General features: G+C 57.8%; 21 protein-coding genes. 15 read left to right on the top strand and 6 right to left on the bottom strand.

Annotation, left to right across the window (positions count from 1 at the left end; all coding sequences use genetic code 11):
- The first annotated feature begins 63 nt into the window (after positions 1–63).
- A complete protein-coding gene (locus ACS4NR_RS11570; RefSeq protein ID WP_456020158.1) occupies positions 64–975 on the top strand; it encodes a siderophore-interacting protein in 912 nt (303 codons plus the stop codon).
- A gap of 55 nt (positions 976–1,030) precedes the next feature.
- Here the strand turns inward: ACS4NR_RS11570 and ACS4NR_RS11565 are convergent, their stop codons facing one another.
- From ACS4NR_RS11565 to ACS4NR_RS11555, 3 genes are all read right to left on the bottom strand, one after another.
- Complete coding sequence (locus tag ACS4NR_RS11565; RefSeq protein WP_003226397.1) at positions 1,031–1,720, bottom strand: endonuclease; 690 nt, start codon at positions 1,718–1,720, stop codon at positions 1,031–1,033.
- Positions 1,721–1,724: 4 nt separating this feature from the next.
- Positions 1,725–1,994, bottom strand: coding sequence for a DUF1654 domain-containing protein (locus ACS4NR_RS11560; RefSeq protein WP_371917862.1), 270 nt, complete (start codon positions 1,992–1,994; stop codon positions 1,725–1,727).
- Positions 1,995–2,191: 197 nt separating this feature from the next.
- Positions 2,192–3,280 carry an asparaginase gene (locus ACS4NR_RS11555; protein WP_027611548.1) on the bottom strand — a complete coding sequence of 363 codons (1,089 nt, stop codon included), beginning with the start codon at positions 3,278–3,280 and terminating at the stop codon, positions 2,192–2,194.
- Between the two features lie 350 nt (positions 3,281–3,630).
- On the opposite strand from ACS4NR_RS11555, the gene ACS4NR_RS11550 reads away from it, so the two are divergent.
- The 8 genes from ACS4NR_RS11550 (at position 3,631) to ACS4NR_RS11515 (ending at position 11,271) form a co-directional block, all read left to right on the top strand.
- Positions 3,631–4,086, top strand: a complete 456-nt coding sequence (locus tag ACS4NR_RS11550) for a hypothetical protein (protein WP_456020157.1) — start codon at positions 3,631–3,633, stop codon at positions 4,084–4,086.
- Positions 4,087–4,289: 203 nt separating this feature from the next.
- The gene (locus ACS4NR_RS11545) at positions 4,290–5,246 is read left to right on the top strand and encodes a substrate-binding domain-containing protein (RefSeq protein WP_456020156.1); all 957 of its coding nucleotides are present in this window, start codon (positions 4,290–4,292) and stop codon (positions 5,244–5,246) included.
- Between the two features lie 57 nt (positions 5,247–5,303).
- Complete coding sequence (locus ACS4NR_RS11540; protein ID WP_166497513.1) at positions 5,304–6,857, top strand: sugar ABC transporter ATP-binding protein; 1,554 nt, start codon at positions 5,304–5,306, stop codon at positions 6,855–6,857.
- Positions 6,854–7,831 (top strand): ABC transporter permease, encoded by a 978-nt coding sequence (locus tag ACS4NR_RS11535; RefSeq protein WP_007961238.1) that lies wholly within the window; start codon positions 6,854–6,856, stop codon positions 7,829–7,831. The genes ACS4NR_RS11540 and ACS4NR_RS11535 overlap by 4 nt, the downstream gene beginning before the upstream one ends.
- A 3-nt stretch (positions 7,832–7,834) precedes the next feature.
- Positions 7,835–8,854 (top strand): LacI family DNA-binding transcriptional regulator, encoded by a 1,020-nt coding sequence (locus ACS4NR_RS11530; RefSeq protein WP_456020155.1) that lies wholly within the window; start codon positions 7,835–7,837, stop codon positions 8,852–8,854.
- Positions 8,855–8,878: 24 nt separating this feature from the next.
- Positions 8,879–9,796, top strand: a complete 918-nt coding sequence (gene rbsK, locus ACS4NR_RS11525; RefSeq protein WP_456020154.1) for a ribokinase — start codon at positions 8,879–8,881, stop codon at positions 9,794–9,796.
- The gene (rbsD, locus tag ACS4NR_RS11520) at positions 9,793–10,197 is read left to right on the top strand and encodes a D-ribose pyranase (protein WP_095136709.1); all 405 of its coding nucleotides are present in this window, start codon (positions 9,793–9,795) and stop codon (positions 10,195–10,197) included. Before rbsK ends, rbsD begins: the two co-directional genes overlap by 4 nt.
- A gap of 45 nt (positions 10,198–10,242) precedes the next feature.
- Complete coding sequence (locus ACS4NR_RS11515; RefSeq protein WP_456020153.1) at positions 10,243–11,271, top strand: nucleoside hydrolase; 1,029 nt, start codon at positions 10,243–10,245, stop codon at positions 11,269–11,271.
- A 33-nt stretch (positions 11,272–11,304) separates the two neighbouring features.
- Here the strand turns inward: ACS4NR_RS11515 and ACS4NR_RS11510 are convergent, their stop codons facing one another.
- Positions 11,305–11,517, bottom strand: a complete 213-nt coding sequence (locus ACS4NR_RS11510; RefSeq protein ID WP_115987059.1) for a hypothetical protein — start codon at positions 11,515–11,517, stop codon at positions 11,305–11,307.
- Positions 11,518–11,649: 132 nt separating this feature from the next.
- On the opposite strand from ACS4NR_RS11510, the gene ACS4NR_RS11505 reads away from it, so the two are divergent.
- Together ACS4NR_RS11505 and ACS4NR_RS11500 are read left to right on the top strand one after the other, a co-directional pair.
- Positions 11,650–11,955: a hypothetical protein gene (locus ACS4NR_RS11505; protein WP_456020152.1), complete on the top strand. Its 306-nt coding sequence runs from the start codon at positions 11,650–11,652 to the stop codon at positions 11,953–11,955.
- 168 nt (positions 11,956–12,123) lie between these two features.
- Positions 12,124–12,441: an I78 family peptidase inhibitor gene (locus ACS4NR_RS11500; RefSeq protein WP_095136706.1), complete on the top strand. Its 318-nt coding sequence runs from the start codon at positions 12,124–12,126 to the stop codon at positions 12,439–12,441.
- A 72-nt stretch (positions 12,442–12,513) separates the two neighbouring features.
- On the opposite strand, the gene ACS4NR_RS11495 is transcribed toward ACS4NR_RS11500, so the two are convergent.
- Both ACS4NR_RS11495 and ACS4NR_RS11490 read right to left on the bottom strand, forming a co-directional pair.
- Positions 12,514–12,726, bottom strand: coding sequence for a cold-shock protein (locus ACS4NR_RS11495; RefSeq protein WP_003179963.1), 213 nt, complete (start codon positions 12,724–12,726; stop codon positions 12,514–12,516).
- A 290-nt stretch (positions 12,727–13,016) separates the two neighbouring features.
- The gene (locus tag ACS4NR_RS11490; protein WP_095136705.1) at positions 13,017–13,319 is read right to left on the bottom strand and encodes a hypothetical protein; all 303 of its coding nucleotides are present in this window, start codon (positions 13,317–13,319) and stop codon (positions 13,017–13,019) included.
- A 372-nt stretch (positions 13,320–13,691) separates the two neighbouring features.
- On the opposite strand from ACS4NR_RS11490, the gene thrS reads away from it, so the two are divergent.
- Genes thrS through rplT form a run of 4 tightly spaced genes read left to right on the top strand, consistent with a single transcriptional unit; the run spans position 13,692 to position 16,805 of the window.
- The gene (thrS, locus tag ACS4NR_RS11485) at positions 13,692–15,614 is read left to right on the top strand and encodes a threonine--tRNA ligase (protein ID WP_003226368.1); all 1,923 of its coding nucleotides are present in this window, start codon (positions 13,692–13,694) and stop codon (positions 15,612–15,614) included.
- Positions 15,614–16,165, top strand: a complete 552-nt coding sequence (infC, locus tag ACS4NR_RS11480) for a translation initiation factor IF-3 (protein WP_170929410.1) — start codon at positions 15,614–15,616, stop codon at positions 16,163–16,165. Before thrS ends, infC begins: the two co-directional genes overlap by 1 nt.
- 60 nt (positions 16,166–16,225) lie before the next feature.
- The gene (gene rpmI / locus ACS4NR_RS11475; RefSeq protein ID WP_002553160.1) at positions 16,226–16,420 is read left to right on the top strand and encodes a 50S ribosomal protein L35; all 195 of its coding nucleotides are present in this window, start codon (positions 16,226–16,228) and stop codon (positions 16,418–16,420) included.
- A gap of 28 nt (positions 16,421–16,448) precedes the next feature.
- Entirely contained in the window at positions 16,449–16,805 is a 357-nt protein-coding gene (gene rplT / locus ACS4NR_RS11470; protein WP_002553161.1) for a 50S ribosomal protein L20, read from the top strand.
- The last annotated feature ends 28 nt before the right edge of the window (positions 16,806–16,833 follow it).

The raw sequence follows: 16,833 nt of genomic DNA, 5'->3' as shown, positions 1-16,833 counted from the left end.
TAAAGGACATCGCAGGCGATTCGTCTTATACGAGTCAACCACGATTTCTTGAAGGAGCTCCGCATGGCTTCCGCCGCTCCCTACAAACTCTTCAATGCGGTTCTGCACCGCAAGACGCTGGTGAGTCCGCACATGATGCGGATCACGCTCGCCGACCCTTCGATAGGTGACATGGCCACCTGGGCGCCTGATCAGCGCGTCAAACTGTTCTTTCCTGCTGAGGATGGATCGCCTGCAAGGCTTGCGCAGGAGGAGGGCTGGTACACCCGTTTTCGTTCGATGCTGGCGAGCCGGCGACCAGCAATGCGCACCTACACCATTCGTCATTTGCGCGCCGATCAGGGCGAGGTCGACATCGACTTTGTTCTGCACGGCGAGACCGGCCCCGCGTCGCGCTGGGCGCTGCGTGCGCAGCCGGGAGCGTCGATGCAGATTCTCGCTCCCGACAGTAATTTTTCGGCACAGGACGCCGGAGGGTTCGAATGGAAACCGCCGCAGCTGCTCAAGGAGGTTTTGCTGGTGGCGGATGCCACGGCATTGCCGGCCGCCATGGGTATTCTTGACGAGTTGGCTGCCATGGCTGAACCGCCTCAGACTCAGGCGTACTTTGAGGTGGACAGTGCGCCAGACATGCTCCCGGTGCCGGATTGGCCCGGGCTGTCGGTGCAGTGGCTGGTTCGCGATCAGGCGCTGGCCACAGTGGCTGGGACGCTGATGGTGGAGGCGGTGCAGCAAGCCTTCCTGCCCACAGATGATCCATCAGCAGGGAAAGCCGCCGAACTCGCTGAAGTCGATATCGACAAAGACATACTCTGGGAGATCGCCAACACGGCCCCTCAAGGATTCTATGGCTGGATCGCCGGAGAAAGCGCTGCGGTCATGCGCCTGCGCAAATACCTGATCAAGGAATGCGGTATTCCCCGCGAGTCACTCAATCTGATGGGTTACTGGCGCTACAACAAAGCTGGAAGCTAAAAGCAAAAAAGGCCTCGAACATCACGTTCGAGGCCTTTTCTTTTGCGCTGGAGGATCAGCCGCAGGCTTTCAGGTTTACCGGGCCGACAAATTCATTGCCGCGTCCCATCACGCACGCCACGCTCTGATTGCGCTGACGTTCCCAGTCCTGCACGGGATAAGTTTTGTCCCACGCTTCGTACAACTGCCGATCCTGTTTCGACAGGCGCAAGCCGTACTGCTTGCTCATGTAGAAATAGGTGCGCGCGATCATGCCGCGAATCGACGGACGCGGCATGACCTTCTTGGCCTTGAAATCGACCTGGGTCAGGCACGAGCCGTACTGCCCGGATTGCACCGGTAGCCAGCCATAACTGAAATTGCTGCGATCACCGTTGACCTCGCCAATGCTCGGCACCAGGTTGTGCAGGTCGGCTTCGGCTTTCTGATAACTCGGGTCATAGCGGGTGCAGTTCTTGCGTCCGCCCGATTGCCAGCATTGGCGCTGGTGGCCGAATTCCCACGCCGGGACGATGTGCTCCCATTCGATGCGCGAAGCACGCTTGGCATTTTTGCGTGGCACATAACCGCAAGCCTTCAGATCCACCTTGTTGCCGGTGTATTTGCACCCGCAGTAAAACTCGGTGGACTGCGGTGCATACAGTTTCCAGGCGGCCTTTTTGGCCTCGGTAAAAGTGCGGGGTGCGCCAGCCTGGGCGCCAAAAGCGATGAACAGCAACAGCAAAGCAAAACAGCGGACACTCATTGAATCAATCTTCCTTCGGCACAACCCAAAAAATCTGCACGCCGCCATCGTCGCGATAGGCGAGTGTGACGTTGTCGTTTTCGTCGATTTCCTCGAGCAGTTGCTCCCATGCATCCACAGGCTCGTCCGGCAGACGGAAGATCAGTGCGGCTTTGGCTTTTTGTGCGGTAGGGGAATTGATGATTTTCTGAACGCGCATACCCATGCGTTCGTAAGCGTCAGGAGCATCAGGAGAGGTGGCCACGAGGTTATCCTTATTAAGCTGTACGGGCATACAGTATTTAACTGTAGGCATTTTCGCAACTGCTTAAAATTCAAGAAAATCCTCTGACAGCGCTTTTCCGGTTTTGGTGTAGGTCGGGTCGATTAATTTGTACGAAAAAGTCGCGCTTGGCGTAGATGGCGGCACCACCCGCCGCAGGCGAGTGGTGAGCATGCTGCCTGAGCCGGAAAGGCTCAGGCGAGGGGCAATCAATATTCCCAGAACATCCGTTGCAGCTCTTTGCTGTCGTTGGTTTTGGTCAGGGCGACCATGGCCAGGATGCGGGCTTTTTGCGGGTTCAGGTCGTGAGCGACCACCCAGTCGTACTTGTCGTCAGGCTGTTCGGCGTTACGCAGGACGAAACCACCGGCGTTGACGTGGGACGAGCGGATGATCTGCACGCCATCTTTACGCAAGGCTTGCAGGCTCGGCACTACGCGCGAAGACACTGAACCATTACCGGTACCGGCATGGATGATCGCTTTGGCGCCGGCCTGGGCCAGAGCCTTGTAGGCAGTGTCATCAACGTTGCCGTAGGAGTAGGCAATTTCTACGTCAGGCAGGCTCTTGATGTTCTTGATGTCGAATTCCGAATCCATGGTGTGGCGCTTGGCTGGCAGGCGGAACCAGTAGGATTTGCCTTCGACCACCATGCCCAGCGGGCCCCAAGGGCTTTTGAACGCTTCGGTCTTGATGTTGATCATTTTGCTGACGTCACGACCGGACTGGATCTCGTCGTTCATGGTCACCAGTACGCCTTTGCCGTGCGCTTCCTTGCTGCTGGCCACGGCGACGGCGTTGTACAGGTTGAGCATGCCGTCCGCCGACATGGCGGTGCCCGGACGCATCGAGCCGACCACGATGATCGGCTTGTCGGTTTTTTCCACCAGGTTCAGGAAGTACGCGGTTTCTTCCAGAGTATCGGTGCCGTGGGTGATGACGATGCCATCGACGTCTTTGCTGTCGGCCAGTTCGGATACGCGGCGACCCAGTTGCAGCAAATTGTCGTTGGTGATGCTTTCCGAGGCGATCTGCATGACTTGTTCGCCACGCACGTTTGCCAGTTTGCTCAGCTCGGGGATACCGGCGATCAGTTGTTCAATGCCGACCTTGGCCGCCTGATAGGTGGCGCTGTTGGCTGCGCTGGCGCCGGCACCGGCAATGGTGCCGCCCGTGGCAAGCACCACGACGTTGGCGAGTTTGGTCTGGGTTTCGACTTCTTTTGCCTGGAGGGCGGTGGGCAGGAGCAGGAGGAGGGCCAAAGCGCCCGGAACCAAGGTGTTGAAAGCAGATTTCATTATTTTTCTCTCTAGTAGTGAGACGGTGCTGATGCAGGTTCATCTAGATGCGCCCCGGGTCGATCTGGAGACTCGGGGTGCGGTGAACGGAGCAGGATCTGTACCAGCCGTACTTTGCGTGAGAGAAATGTTTAACTTGATGATTTACATCAAGATTTTGTGGAGTGATTAATTTCAGGGTGAATCGTTTATCCGGGTTTCCGAACAATGGAGGCTCTCGTGTTCGGCTCTCCGAAAGGGGCGACGGCTTCTGGCGAACAAATCCGCATGCCGTTTGTGGATTTGTTGTTAAAGAAACCTGCGAGCAGGCCGATGGGTGTTCAAGGAAACTGAAAACCTATGGAGTTCACATGTCACTGACGATCGGTTTTTCAAACCCTGGTGCAGTCACCATCGGCGGTAAAACCGCAGCGACAATCAACGCAATGAGTCAGGCGGAAGAGGAAGCTTCTGCCGAAGCGCTGGGCGTTGAAAAAGACCAGAGCAATCAAGTCCGCACCGGTGGTCCGGCACAGGAAGCCGAAAAGGCGGACAGCGCTGACAGCGGCAATAACTTGAGCGTCACGGTGAAAATGCTGCTCAAGCGCATGCAGGAATTGCAGAAGCAACTGCAGGAGCAGCAACAGCAGCTGGCGGCGGCCCAGGCTGCGAGCTATCCGACGCCCGAGGCCAAGTCGCAGGCCGTCATGTCCGTTCAGGGGCAGATCGCGCAAACCAGCGGTGCGCTGATGGAAGTCGCCGCGGCACTGGTCAAGGAAATGTCCAAGGATTCCACCAGCGGCAACCTGGTCAGCACCACGGCCTAAGCAATGAGAGGCGAGTCACAAGACTCGTCCTCCTGCCATAAACGACGATTTCTGATTGTTGACAAATGTCGGCGGGATTCGCATAGTTCGGTCTACGCAAACGTTTGCGCGGCTTCCCCGGTGCATCATTATCCGGAAGAGAGCGCTGAAGCTTACGCCAGCGCGAGCGTTGCTCACAATAATCATAAGATCGGAGTGAACCCATGAAGCTGCCATTCGCTGGACGTCTTCTTGCTGTCGCTATGCTGGCTGCTGCAGCCGCCGCACTACCTGTCTCTTCGGCCTTCGCCGAGTCCCCGGAAAAACCCAAAGTCGCACTGGTCATGAAATCCCTGGCCAACGAATTCTTCCTGACCATGGAAGATGGCGCCAAGGCCTACCAGAAAGAACACTCCGCCGATTTCGACCTGATCTCCAACGGCATCAAGGACGAGACCGATACCGCCGGCCAGACCCGTATCGTCGAGCAGATGATTCTGGCCAAGGTCAACGCGCTGGTCATCGCACCGTCCGATTCCAAAGCCATGGTGCCGGTGATCAAGAAAGCCGTCGATGCCGGCATCACTGTGATCAACATCGACAACCAGCTCGATCCGCAGATCGTCAAAAGCAAAAACATCAGCGTGCCATTCGTAGGTCCGGACAACCGCAAAGGTGCGCGTCTGGTCAGCGAATACCTGGCCAAGCAACTGAAGGCCGGTGACGAAGTCGGCATCATCGAAGGCGTGTCCACCACCACCAACGCCCAGCAACGCACCGCAGGCTTCAAGGATGCGATGGAGGCGGCGCAGATCAAGGTGGTCTCCTTGCAATCCGGTGACTGGGAGATCGACAAGGGCAACAAGGTTGCTGCTTCGATTCTCAGCGAATACCCGGATGTAAAGGCGCTGCTGGCGGGTAACGACAGCATGGCCGTTGGCGCTGTTTCCGCTGTGCGTGCTGCCGGCAAGGCAGGCAAGGTACAAGTGGTCGGCTACGACAATATCAATGCGATCAAGCCGATGCTCAAGGACGGTCGTGTGCTGGCGACGGCTGATCAGTTCGCTGCCAAACAGGCCGTGTTCGGTATCGAGACCGCGCTGAAAATCCTCAAGGGCGAGAAAGTCGACAGCGGCGCCAATGGCGTGATCGAAACGCCAGTCGAGCTGGTCACCAAGTAAGTCTTCCGGCGACACAACGGCGCTCGTCCGTCCGGACGAGCGCATGGAGAGTTTTTTATGTCAGTTTCCGCCCCGAACGCTGTCCTCTCGGTCAGCGGTATCGGTAAGACCTATGCGCAACCGGTGCTCACAGGCATCGACTTGACGCTGATGCGCGGTGAAGTGCTGGCGCTGACCGGTGAGAATGGCGCCGGTAAAAGCACGCTGTCGAAGATCATTGGGGGGCTGGTTACGCCCACCACCGGTCAGATGCAATTCCAGGGCAAGGACTACCGTCCGGGCAGTCGTACCCAGGCCGAAGAGCTTGGCGTGCGCATGGTCATGCAAGAACTCAATCTGTTGCCGACCCTGTCGGTGGCGGAAAACCTGTTTCTCGACAACCTGCCCAGCAACGGCGGCTGGATCAGTCGCAAGCAATTGCGCAAAGCCGCCATCGAAGCCATGGCGCAGGTTGGCCTCGATGCCATCGATCCGGACACCTTGGTCGGTGAGTTGGGTATCGGCCATCAGCAGATGGTCGAGATCGCGCGCAACCTGATCGGCGATTGCCACGTGCTGATCCTCGATGAGCCGACCGCGATGCTCACCGCCCGTGAAGTGGAAATGCTCTTCGAGCAGATCACTCGCTTGCAGGCTCGTGGTGTCTCGATCATTTATATCTCCCACCGTCTAGAAGAACTGGCGCGAGTCGCGCAACGCATTGCCGTGCTGCGCGACGGCAATCTGGTCTGCGTCGAACCGATGGCCAACTACAACAGCGAGCAACTGGTCACCTTGATGGTTGGCCGAGAACTGGGCGAACACATCGACATGGGCCCACGCAAGATTGGCGCCCCGGCACTGACGGTCAAGGGCCTGACCCGCTCCGACAAGGTGCGCGATGTTTCCTTCGAAGTGCGTGCCGGCGAGATCTTCGGGATTTCCGGGTTGATCGGGGCAGGGCGCACGGAATTGCTGCGGCTGATTTTCGGCGCCGACCTGGCCGACAGCGGCACGATCGCGCTGGGTTCGCCGGCGCAGGTGGTCAGTGTGCGTTCGCCGGTTGATGCGGTGAACCATGGCATTGCCTTGATTACTGAAGACCGAAAGGGCGAAGGCCTGCTGCTCAGTCAGTCGATCAGCGCCAACATCGCCTTGGGCAACATGCCGGAGATTTCCAGGGCCGGGATCGTCAATAACAGCGACGAAATTTCCCTGGCGCAGCGTCAGATCGACGCCATGCGCATCCGCAGTTCCAGCCCGACACAACTGGTGTCGGAATTGTCCGGCGGCAACCAGCAGAAAGTAGTGATCGGCCGCTGGCTGGAGCGTGATTGCTCGGTGCTGTTGTTCGACGAGCCGACCCGCGGCATCGACGTCGGTGCCAAGTTCGATATCTATGCCTTGCTGGGCGAGTTGACGCGCCAGGGCAAGGCGCTGGTGGTGGTATCCAGTGACCTGCGCGAACTGATGCTGATCTGCGACCGGATCGGTGTGCTGTCGGCAGGGCGTCTGATCGATACCTTCGAGCGCGACAGCTGGACCCAAGATGATTTGCTTGCCGCCGCGTTCGCCGGCTACCAAAAACGTGATGCGTTGCTCAATGAAGCGGCGCCTAGGGATCTCCCATGAAAACTGCATCTTCCGCCGGCAAACGTAGTGGCAATTTCTACGGACTGGGCACCTATCTGGGCCTGGCCGGGGCCCTGTTGGCGATGGTGGCGCTGTTCTCGATGATGAGCAGCCACTTTCTGTCCTATGACACTTTCAGCACGCTGGCCAACCAGATTCCCGATCTGATGGTGCTGGCGGTGGGCATGACCTTTGTACTGATCATCGGCGGCATCGACCTGTCGGTGGGTTCGGTGCTGGCGCTTGCCGCCTCGACAGTCAGCGTGGCGATTCTCGGTTGGGGCTGGAGTGTGTTGCCAGCCGCGTTGCTGGGTATGGCGGTGGCGGCACTGGCCGGTACGGTGACCGGTTCGATCACCGTGGCGTGGCGCATTCCGTCGTTCATCGTTTCGCTCGGCGTGCTGGAAATGGCCCGAGGCCTGGCGTATCAGATGACCGGTTCGCGCACCGCCTACATCGGTGATTCGTTTGCCTGGCTGTCGAACCCGATCGCGTTCGGCATTTCGCCGTCGTTCATCATTGCCTTGCTGGTGATCTTCATCGCGCAAGCTGTGCTGACCCGCACGGTGTTCGGTCGCTATCTGATCGGTATCGGCACCAACGAGGAAGCAGTACGGCTGGCCGGGATCAATCCCAAGCCTTACAAGATTCTGGTGTTCAGCCTGATGGGTCTGCTGGCCGGGATCGCCGCACTGTTCCAGATTTCCCGTCTGGAAGCTGCAGACCCGAATGCCGGCTCCGGTCTCGAATTGCAAGTGATCGCCGCCGTGGTGATCGGTGGCACCAGTCTGATGGGTGGGCGTGGTTCGGTGATCAGCACCTTTTTCGGTGTGTTGATCATTTCGGTACTGGCCGCCGGTCTGGCGCAGATCGGCGCGACCGAGCCAACCAAACGCATCATCACCGGCGCGGTGATTGTCATCGCGGTAGTGCTCGATACCTATCGCAGCCAGCGCGCCAGCCGACGGGGCTAACAGATGGCAACGATCAAGGATGTGGCGGCGCTCGCGGGGATTTCCTACACGACCGTCTCGCATGTGGTGAACAAGACGCGCCCGGTCAGCCAGGAAGTGCGGCTGAAGGTCGAGGCCGCCATCAAAAGCCTCGACTATGTGCCGAGTGCGGTGGCGCGTTCGCTGAAAGCCAAGACCACTGCGACCATTGGCTTATTGGTACCGAACAGCCTCAACCCGTATTTTGCCGAGTTGGCACGGGGCATCGAGGATTACTGCGAGCGTAACGGCTACTGCGTGATCCTGTGCAATTCTGACGACAACCCGGAAAAACAGCGCAGCTATTTGCGCGTGCTGCTGGAAAAACGCATCGACGGCCTGATCGTCGCCTCCGCCGGTGGCGACATCGGACTTGCGCAAGGGCTGGCCGGGGTGAAAACACCGATGGTCATCGTCGACCGCGGGCTGGATGGCGTGGATGCCGATCTGGTGCGCATCGACCATGAATATGGCGCTTATCTGGCGACGCGGCACCTGCTGGAGCTGGGCCATCGTGACATCGCCACCATCGGTGGTCCGTCGAGCACCAGCGTGGCGCAAATGCGTCAGGCCGGTTTTTGCCGGGCGCTGAAAGAGGCGGGCATCACGGTGCGCCCCGAGCGCATGCTGGAAAGCGATTTCACCAGCACTGGCGGTTACAACGCCGCGGCGACCCTGCTCGAAAGCAATCCGCCGAGCGCGATCTTCGCCGGTAACGACATGATCGGTATCGGTGTGCTGCGCGCGGCGGCCGAACGCAATGTCCGCGTGCCAAGCGAGCTGTCGGTGATCGGCTTCGACGATATCCAGATGAGTCGCTACGTGTACCCGGCACTGACCACGGTCGGCCAGTCGATCCTGCAGTTGGGCGAAATGGCTGCCGAAGTGTTGCTGCGAAGGATTGCTACCCCGAGTCTGGTTACCGATCAACGGATCGTGACCCCGAGTATTGTCTTGCGCGAATCGACTGCGCCGCTGTCCGGCGTGTTCACCGAGTACCGCTGAAACCGAATTGACGAGTAGTGATGTATGCCAGCAAATGTAGTGGTAATAGGCAGCCTGAACATGGATCTGGTCACCCGGGCGCCACGGCTGCCCAAGGGTGGTGAAACGCTGATCGGTCATTCCTTTGCCACCGTGTCCGGCGGCAAGGGCGCCAATCAGGCAGTCGCTGCTGCGCGCCTGGGTGCACAGGTCGCGATGGTCGGCTGTGTTGGCAACGATGACTACGGCGTGCAATTGCGTGAGGCATTGCTGGCCGAGCAGATCGATTGTCAGGCGGTGAGCACGGTTGAAGATTCCAGTGGCGTTGCGCTGATTGTAGTCGATGACAACAGTCAGAACGCCATCGTGATCGTTGCCGGCGCCAACGGTGCAATGACCCCGGCGGTAATCGACCGCTTTGATGCGGTGCTGCAGGCGGCCGATGTGATTATCTGCCAGCTCGAGATCCCCGATGCAACGGTGGGGCATGCGCTCAAACGCGCACGTGCGCTGGGCAAGACGGTCATCCTCAATCCGGCGCCGGCCAGTCGTCCGCTGCCGGCGGACTGGTTTGCCGCCATCGACTACCTGATCCCCAACGAAAGTGAAGCATCCGCATTGAGCGGGTTGCCGGTCGATTCGCTGCAAAGCGCAGAAAGCGCTGCCAGCCAGTTGATCGCAATGGGCGCGGGCAAGGTCATCATTACCCTCGGTGCGCAAGGTTCACTGTTTGCCAATGGCAAAGGTTTCGAGCACTTCCCGGCGCCAAAGGTGCAGGCGGTCGATACCACTGCTGCGGGCGATACCTTCGTCGGCGGTTTTGCCGCGGCGCTCGCCAGTGGCAAATTCGAGGCCGAGGCGATCCGTTATGGGCAGATCGCGGCAGCGCTGTCTGTGACCCGGGCCGGCGCACAACCTTCCATTCCAACCATGTCCGACGTACAGGCGTTCAAACCCGCATGAAAAAGACTCCTCTGCTCAACGTCGCGTTGTCGCGGCTGATCGCCTCCCTGGGCCATGGTGACATGGTGGTCATCGGTGACGCCGGACTGCCGGTTCCGCCTGGCGTTGAATTGATTGATCTGGCGCTGACCCACGGCGTTCCGGATTTCGTCAGTACCCTGAAAGTCGTGCTCAGCGAGATGCAGGTGGAAAGCCATGTGCTGGCCAACGAAATCCTCGACAAGCAGCCGACCGCGCTGGTCGCGCTGGACGAGTTGCAAGAAGAGGGCGCCCTCGGTCGGCGTGATCTGCTGAAGCATGAGCAATTCAAGGTTCTCAGCCGACAGGCACGGGCGATTGTTCGTACAGGCGAATGTCAGCCGTACTGCAACATCGTGCTGGTGGCCGGGGTAACGTTCTAATCGGGTTTTCGACCCTTTCATTTTCATCCGCACAAGGAATGCGCCATGCACCGCTATGCTCAAAAACTCCACCAATTGCTTCGGAGTCTGCTGCTTTTGTCTTTTATTACCGCCACCGGCGCTCAGGCTGCTGAAAAGATCGACCTGATCATCGACACCGACCCGGGTGCCGACGACGTGGTCGCCTTGTTGTTCGCCCTGGCATCGCCGGATGAACTGAGCATCCGCGCCTTGACCACCGTGGCCGGCAATGTGCGCCTCGACAAGACTTCGCGCAACGCGCGCCTGGCCCGCGAGTGGGCAGGGCGCGAGGATGTTCCGGTCTATGCCGGTGCGCCAAAGCCACTGATGCGTACGCCGATCTACGCCGAGAACATCCATGGCAAGGAAGGCCTGTCGGGTGTCACCGTGCATGAGCCGAAAAAAGGCCTGGCCGAAGGCAATGCGGTCAACTACCTGATCGATACCCTGAAAAAAGCCAAGCCGCACAGCATCACCATCGCCATGCTTGGCCCGCAGACCAACCTGGCGCTGGCGCTGATCCAGGAGCCGGAGATCGTCAATGGCATTAAGGAAGTGGTGATCATGGGCGGCGCGCACTTCAATGGCGGCAATATCACCCCGGTGGCCGAGTTCAACCTGTTTGCCGACCCGCAAGCGGCGGAAGTGGTGCTCAAGAGCGGCGTGAAACTGACCTACCTGCCGCTGGACGTGACCCACAAGATCCTCACCAGCGACGCACGCCTGAAGCAGATTGCCGCGCTGAACAACAACGCGAGCAAGATCGTTGGCGACATTCTCAACGAGTACATCAAGGGCGACATGGAGCATTACGGCATCCCGGGCGGCCCGGTGCATGACGCTACCGTCATCGCTTACCTGCTCAAGCCTGAGCTGTTTACCGGTCGCTCGGTGAACGTGGCCATCGACAGCCGCGAAGGGATCACCTTCGGCCAGACGGTCGTCGACTGGTACGACGGCCTGAAGCAACCGAAGAATGCATTCTGGGTCGAGAACGGCGATGCCCAGGGCTTCTTCGATCTGCTGACCGAGCGTCTGAAGCGCTTGAAGTAAGGCCTGGACCCGCAGGTGCCAGCCTGCGGGTTTTCATTTTCTCTCGGTGTCCTGCGTCCCTTTGTCGTCGCTGGGGTACTTCTCGAATATCTGGGCGACAAACGTTTGTGCGCCTTGTGTCCCCAAGGTCTTGACCAGCAAGTCGATACTGATCAAAGCCAACTCTTCCGGACTGCTCGGGCTGTACGAGCTGTGCCCCTGTGGCCAGGTGGCCCTGATATCGGCGTTGATGCTTACGGTGCTCATGAGTGCGCTCGAAAAGTCGGGAATGTCTGAAAGCGAGTTAACCACTTTGGCGGGCGTTTGGCACTGCGACTTAGGCATGAGCGCGTCGCTATGCGACACTTGGTCTTTTCCGGTTGATCCAAGGAATGTGCTGTGCAGATCGATTTGAACACCCCCGACGGCCTGACACTCGACGCTGTGCGCCAGTTACTGGCGTCGGCCAGCGATGGTGTGCACACGCAGCTGCGTGTGACCAAGGGCGGGATTGCCTATATTTCTTCCGGCGTGACGGGTGGCCAGGACATAGATGGCCTACTGTTTCGCCTGGAGACCTGGGCCAAGGGTTCGGGGTATGTCGGCAACGTCGCGGCCAGTGATGAGGTCTGGGTGATGCAGATTTTCAACGCGCTGAAAGCCAACTGGCCGAATCCGCCGCTCGATTACATCGACGTCTATTGAGCTGCGTTAATATTCGGTGACGATTGTCTGAAGATGCGATGCCCGCTCTTCAGGCAGACTCGGCATTTTTCCGGGTCGTGGGGCAGGGTGATGGCACCGGCTGTGAAACCAAATGCCGGATTGGCGGTCGCACGATCTCAGCTTAACCATTTGAAAAAAGGAGGCTTCATGCCTTTGAAGTTCGCGTCTCTGGGTGCACTTATGACCGTTGCCATGTTGGCCGGCTGCAGCACAACCTCTAGCGAGTCGGCAAAGGATTCCGTGGCGACCGATGCCGGTCACAGCCGCTGTGAAGCAAAGGCAGCGGAATTTGCCATCGGTAAAAAGGCGTCGCCGGAACTGCTCGATCAGGCTCGTGCCAAGGCTGGCGCGCAAAACGCTCGCTTCCTCAAGCCAACCGACATGATCACGCTGGAGTACCGTTCCGATCGCTTGAATCTGAACACCGACAACAACCTGGTGGTCACCCGCGTCAACTGCGGCTGATCACAGAGCGCTTTTGTTGCAGGCATAAAAAACCCCGTCACATGGACGGGGTTTTTTTAGTGCGCCAGGAAATTACTCTGGGCGAACTTGTGCAGCTTGCATACCCTTTTGGCCTTTCTCAGCCACGAAAGAGACGGTCTGGCCTTCTTTCAGGCTTTTGAAACCGTCGGATTCGATAGCTTTGAAGTGTACGAACAGGTCGTCACCGCCACCTTGAGGAGTGATGAAGCCGAAGCCTTTTTCATCGTTGAACCATTTAACGGTGCCGGTTTGGCGATTAGACATGGTGTATCTCCAAGAAACATATATTTTCAGTAGTACTGTGCTGCTCAGGCCAACTGGGCACACCCGGGTATCATAGTCGAAATGTTCGCTTTGGTAGCCCCCCGGACGTGCTGTTTGCCAATCAGTCGTGTTTTCTTTACCGCCTTATTCGACTGAAAGCCCCGGTTTACAAGGCTTTTGGCAGAACGTAAAGACAATAAAAAAACCTGTAAAACCTGCATAAATCGTCTGAAAAGGCGCAAATTCAGCCCTTTTCAGGAGCGCTGAACCCGCTCAGAAGACGTTTTCAATCACTTTTTCGCCGGTGTATTTGCCTTGCATTTGGCAATTTGGCCTAGCGCTTTCTGCTGCAGTTCAGGGGTGGCCTTGTTGTCCATCAGTGCCTGAATGTCGGCGGCAGGATACGACTTGATGGCATCAGCACCACAAGCACAGTGCGACTTGGCCGCAGCTGCGCCAATTTGCGGAGTCGCCGCTTGAGTGCACTGCGCCATATACTTCTCGCGCTCGCCCTTCGGCCAGTCGGCGTGGGCGCTCAGCGGCAGCAGCAAAACGATAGGGGCGACTACGGCGAACAGGGTATTCAGACGCATGCGAGGATGCTCCTTTTGGGTCAATGTCTTGTTATCTGAGGGCTGAAAGGCCAATCAAGTTCAGCACTCTGGCATAAAAACAGACGATTTGCCTTGTGATCAAACAGAGGCATAAATGACCGCTCATCTGTGCTAGCATGCCCGGCTCAAGCGTTCTCAGGCTCCGGACGGCCTTCAGCCCCGGCAGCGGTCAGCGTGCGAAAAATTCTGATTTGAATCCCAGTCACTCTGGTTCGGTTTTCCGGTTGGCCGCAAGGCTCCTGCCGCTGTAAGGCAGGCGTTCGTCATTGAATGGCCTGGATCGGATCTTGTACTGGCTCATCCCAACCCACGTGACCTTTGGTAGGGGTCACCACTAGGAGAGGAGGCGCCATGCCAACTATTACTCTTCCCGACGGCAGTCAACGTTCATTCGATCACCCGGTTTCCGTAGCCGAGGTCGCCGCATCCATTGGTGCCGGCCTGGCCAAGGCCACCGTGGCCGGCAAGGTCAACGGCAAGCTGGTCGACGCCTGCGACATCATCGACAGCGACGCGACGCTGCAAATCATCACGCCAAAGGATGAAGAGGGGCTGGAGATCATTCGCCACTCTTGCGCGCACCTGGTTGGCCATGCGGTCAAGCAGCTGTACCCGACTGCGAAAATGGTCATCGGGCCGGTCATCGACGAAGGCTTCTATTACGACATCGCCTTCGAACGTCCTTTCACTCCGGACGACATGGCCGCCATCGAACAGCGCATGCATCAGCTGATCGACAAAGATTACGACGTCATCAAGAAAGTCACTCCGCGTGCCGAAGTGATCGAAGTGTTCAAGGCTCGTGGCGAAGACTACAAGCTGCGCCTGGTCGAGGACATGCCGAACGAGCAGGCCATGGGCCTGTACTATCACGAAGAATACGTCGACATGTGCCGCGGCCCGCACGTGCCGAACACGCGCTTCCTGAAATCCTTCAAGCTGACCAAGTTGTCCGGCGCCTACTGGCGCGGTGATGCCAAGAACGAGCAACTGCAGCGCGTTTACGGTACTGCCTGGGCAGACAAGAAGCAGCTGGCGGCTTACATCCAGCGCATCGAAGAAGCTGAAAAGCGCGACCACCGCAAGATCGGCAAGCGCCTGGGCCTGTTCCACACCCAGGAAGAAGCGCCGGGCATGGTGTTCTGGCACCCGAACGGCTGGACCCTGTATCAAGTGCTCGAGCAGTACATGCGCAAAGTGCAGCGCGACAACGGCTACCTGGAGATCAAGACTCCGCAAGTGGTCGATCGCAGCCTTTGGGAGAAATCCGGACACTGGGCCAACTACGCCGACAACATGTTCACCACCGAGTCGGAAAGCCGCGACTACGCCATCAAGCCGATGAACTGCCCGTGCCACGTGCAGGTGTTCAACCAGGGCCTGAAGAGCTACCGCGAGCTGCCGATGCGTCTGGCCGAGTTCGGTGCCTGCCACCGTAACGAGCCATCAGGTGCGTTGCACGGCATCATGCGTGTGCGTGCGTTCACTCAGGACGACGCCCACATTTTCTGCACTGAAGAGCAGATGCAGGCCGAATCCGCTGCGTTCATCAAGCTGACCATGGACGTTTACCGCGACTTCGGTTTCACCGATGTCGAGATGAAACTGTCCACTCGTCCGGAAAAACGCGTGGGTTCCGACGAGCTGTGGGATCGCGCCGAAGCGGCACTGGCTGCAGCCCTTGATTCCGCGGGTCTGCCGTATGATCTGCAGCCGGGCGAGGGTGCATTCTACGGTCCGAAAATCGAGTTCTCGCTGAAAGATTGCCTCGGTCGCGTCTGGCAGTGTGGTACCTTGCAGCTCGATTTCAACCTGCCTGTCCGTCTCGGTGCTGAATACGTCTCCGAAGACAACAGCCGCAAACACCCAGTGATGTTGCACCGGGCGATCCTCGGTTCCTTCGAGCGTTTCGTCGGGATTCTGATCGAGCATTACGAAGGTGCATTCCCTGCGTGGCTGGCGCCAACCCAGGCAGTGATCATGAATATCACTGATAAACAGGCAGATTTTGTTGCAGAAGTAGAAAAAACTCTCAACGAAAGCGGATTTCGTGCCAAGTCCGACTTGAGAAATGAAAAGATCGGCTTTAAAATCCGCGAGCATACTTTGCTCAAGGTTCCCTATCTTTTGGTTATCGGAGATAAGGAAGTCGAGATGCAGACTGTCGCTGTGCGTACTCGTGAAGGTGCTGACCTGGGCTCGATGCCCGTCGCCCAGTTCGCTGAGTTTCTCGCGCAAGCGGTTTCCCGGCGTGGTCGCCCAGATTCGGAGTAATTATTATTAAGCGTGAAATGAGACAAGATAAACGAGCTGCACCGAAAGCCCCGATCAACGAGAATATCTCGGCACGCGAGGTTCGGTTAATTGGCGCTGATGGCGAGCAGATTGGCATCGTCTCGATTGATGAAGCGCTTCGTATTGCTGAAGAAGCAAAGCTTGATCTGGTAGAAATCTCTGCTGACGCAGTCCCACCGGTTTGCCGGGTGATGGACTACGGCAAATCGATCTTCGAGAAGAAGAAGCAGATTGCAGCAGCGAAGAAAAACCAGAAGCAGATTCAGGTAAAAGAAATCAAGTTTCGTCCAGGGACGGAGGAAGGGGATTACCAGGTAAAACTGCGCAACCTGGTACGTTTCCTGAGTGACGGGGACAGGGCCAAGGTATCCTTGCGATTCCGCGGCCGTGAGATGGCCCACCAGGAGCTGGGGATGGAACTCCTCAAGCGGGTTGAAGCTGACCTGCTCGAGTACGGTTCGGTCGAACAGCATCCTAAGATGGAAGGACGCCAGCTGATCATGGTCATCGCCCCGAAAAAGAAGAAGTAATCAACAGGGCACGGCAGGCCTTCTGATTATGTTTATCAACTGAATGCGGAGTATCCGAACATGCCAAAAATGAAAACCAAAAGTGGTGCTGCTAAGCGGTTTCTGAAAACTGCTAACGGTATCAAGCACAAGCACGCTTTCAAGAGCCACATCCTGACCAAAATGTCGACCAAGCGTAAGCGTCAACTGCGCGGTAGCAGCTTGCTGCATCCGTCTGACGTGGCAAAAGTCGAGCGCATGCTGCGCCTTCGTTAATTTTAGTCAAGAATAGAGGAAGTAACTCATGGCTCGTGTAAAGCGTGGCGTCATTGCCCGTAAGCGTCACAAAAAAATTCTGAAACTTGCTAAAGGCTACTACGGCGCACGCTCCCGCGTATTCCGTGTTGCCAAGCAAGCGGTAATCAAGGCAGGCCAATACGCCTACCGTGACCGTCGTCAGAAAAAACGTCAGTTCCGCGCTCTGTGGATCGCTCGTATCAACGCTGGTGCTCGTGTTAACGGTCTGTCCTACAGCCGTTTCATCGCTGGCCTGAAAAAAGCGTCCATCGAGATCGACCGTAAGGTTCTGGCTGATCTGGCAGTGAACGAAAAAGCGGCGTTTGCTGCGATTGTCGAGAAAGCTAAAGCCACCTTGGCTTAAGTACCCCCGACAGTCACCCGGCCTCACC

It is taken from the genome of Pseudomonas sp. JQ36 (assembly GCF_053851495.1).
Note: the sequence above shows the minus strand (reverse complement) of the source record. Positions and strands in the feature narration are given on the sequence as shown.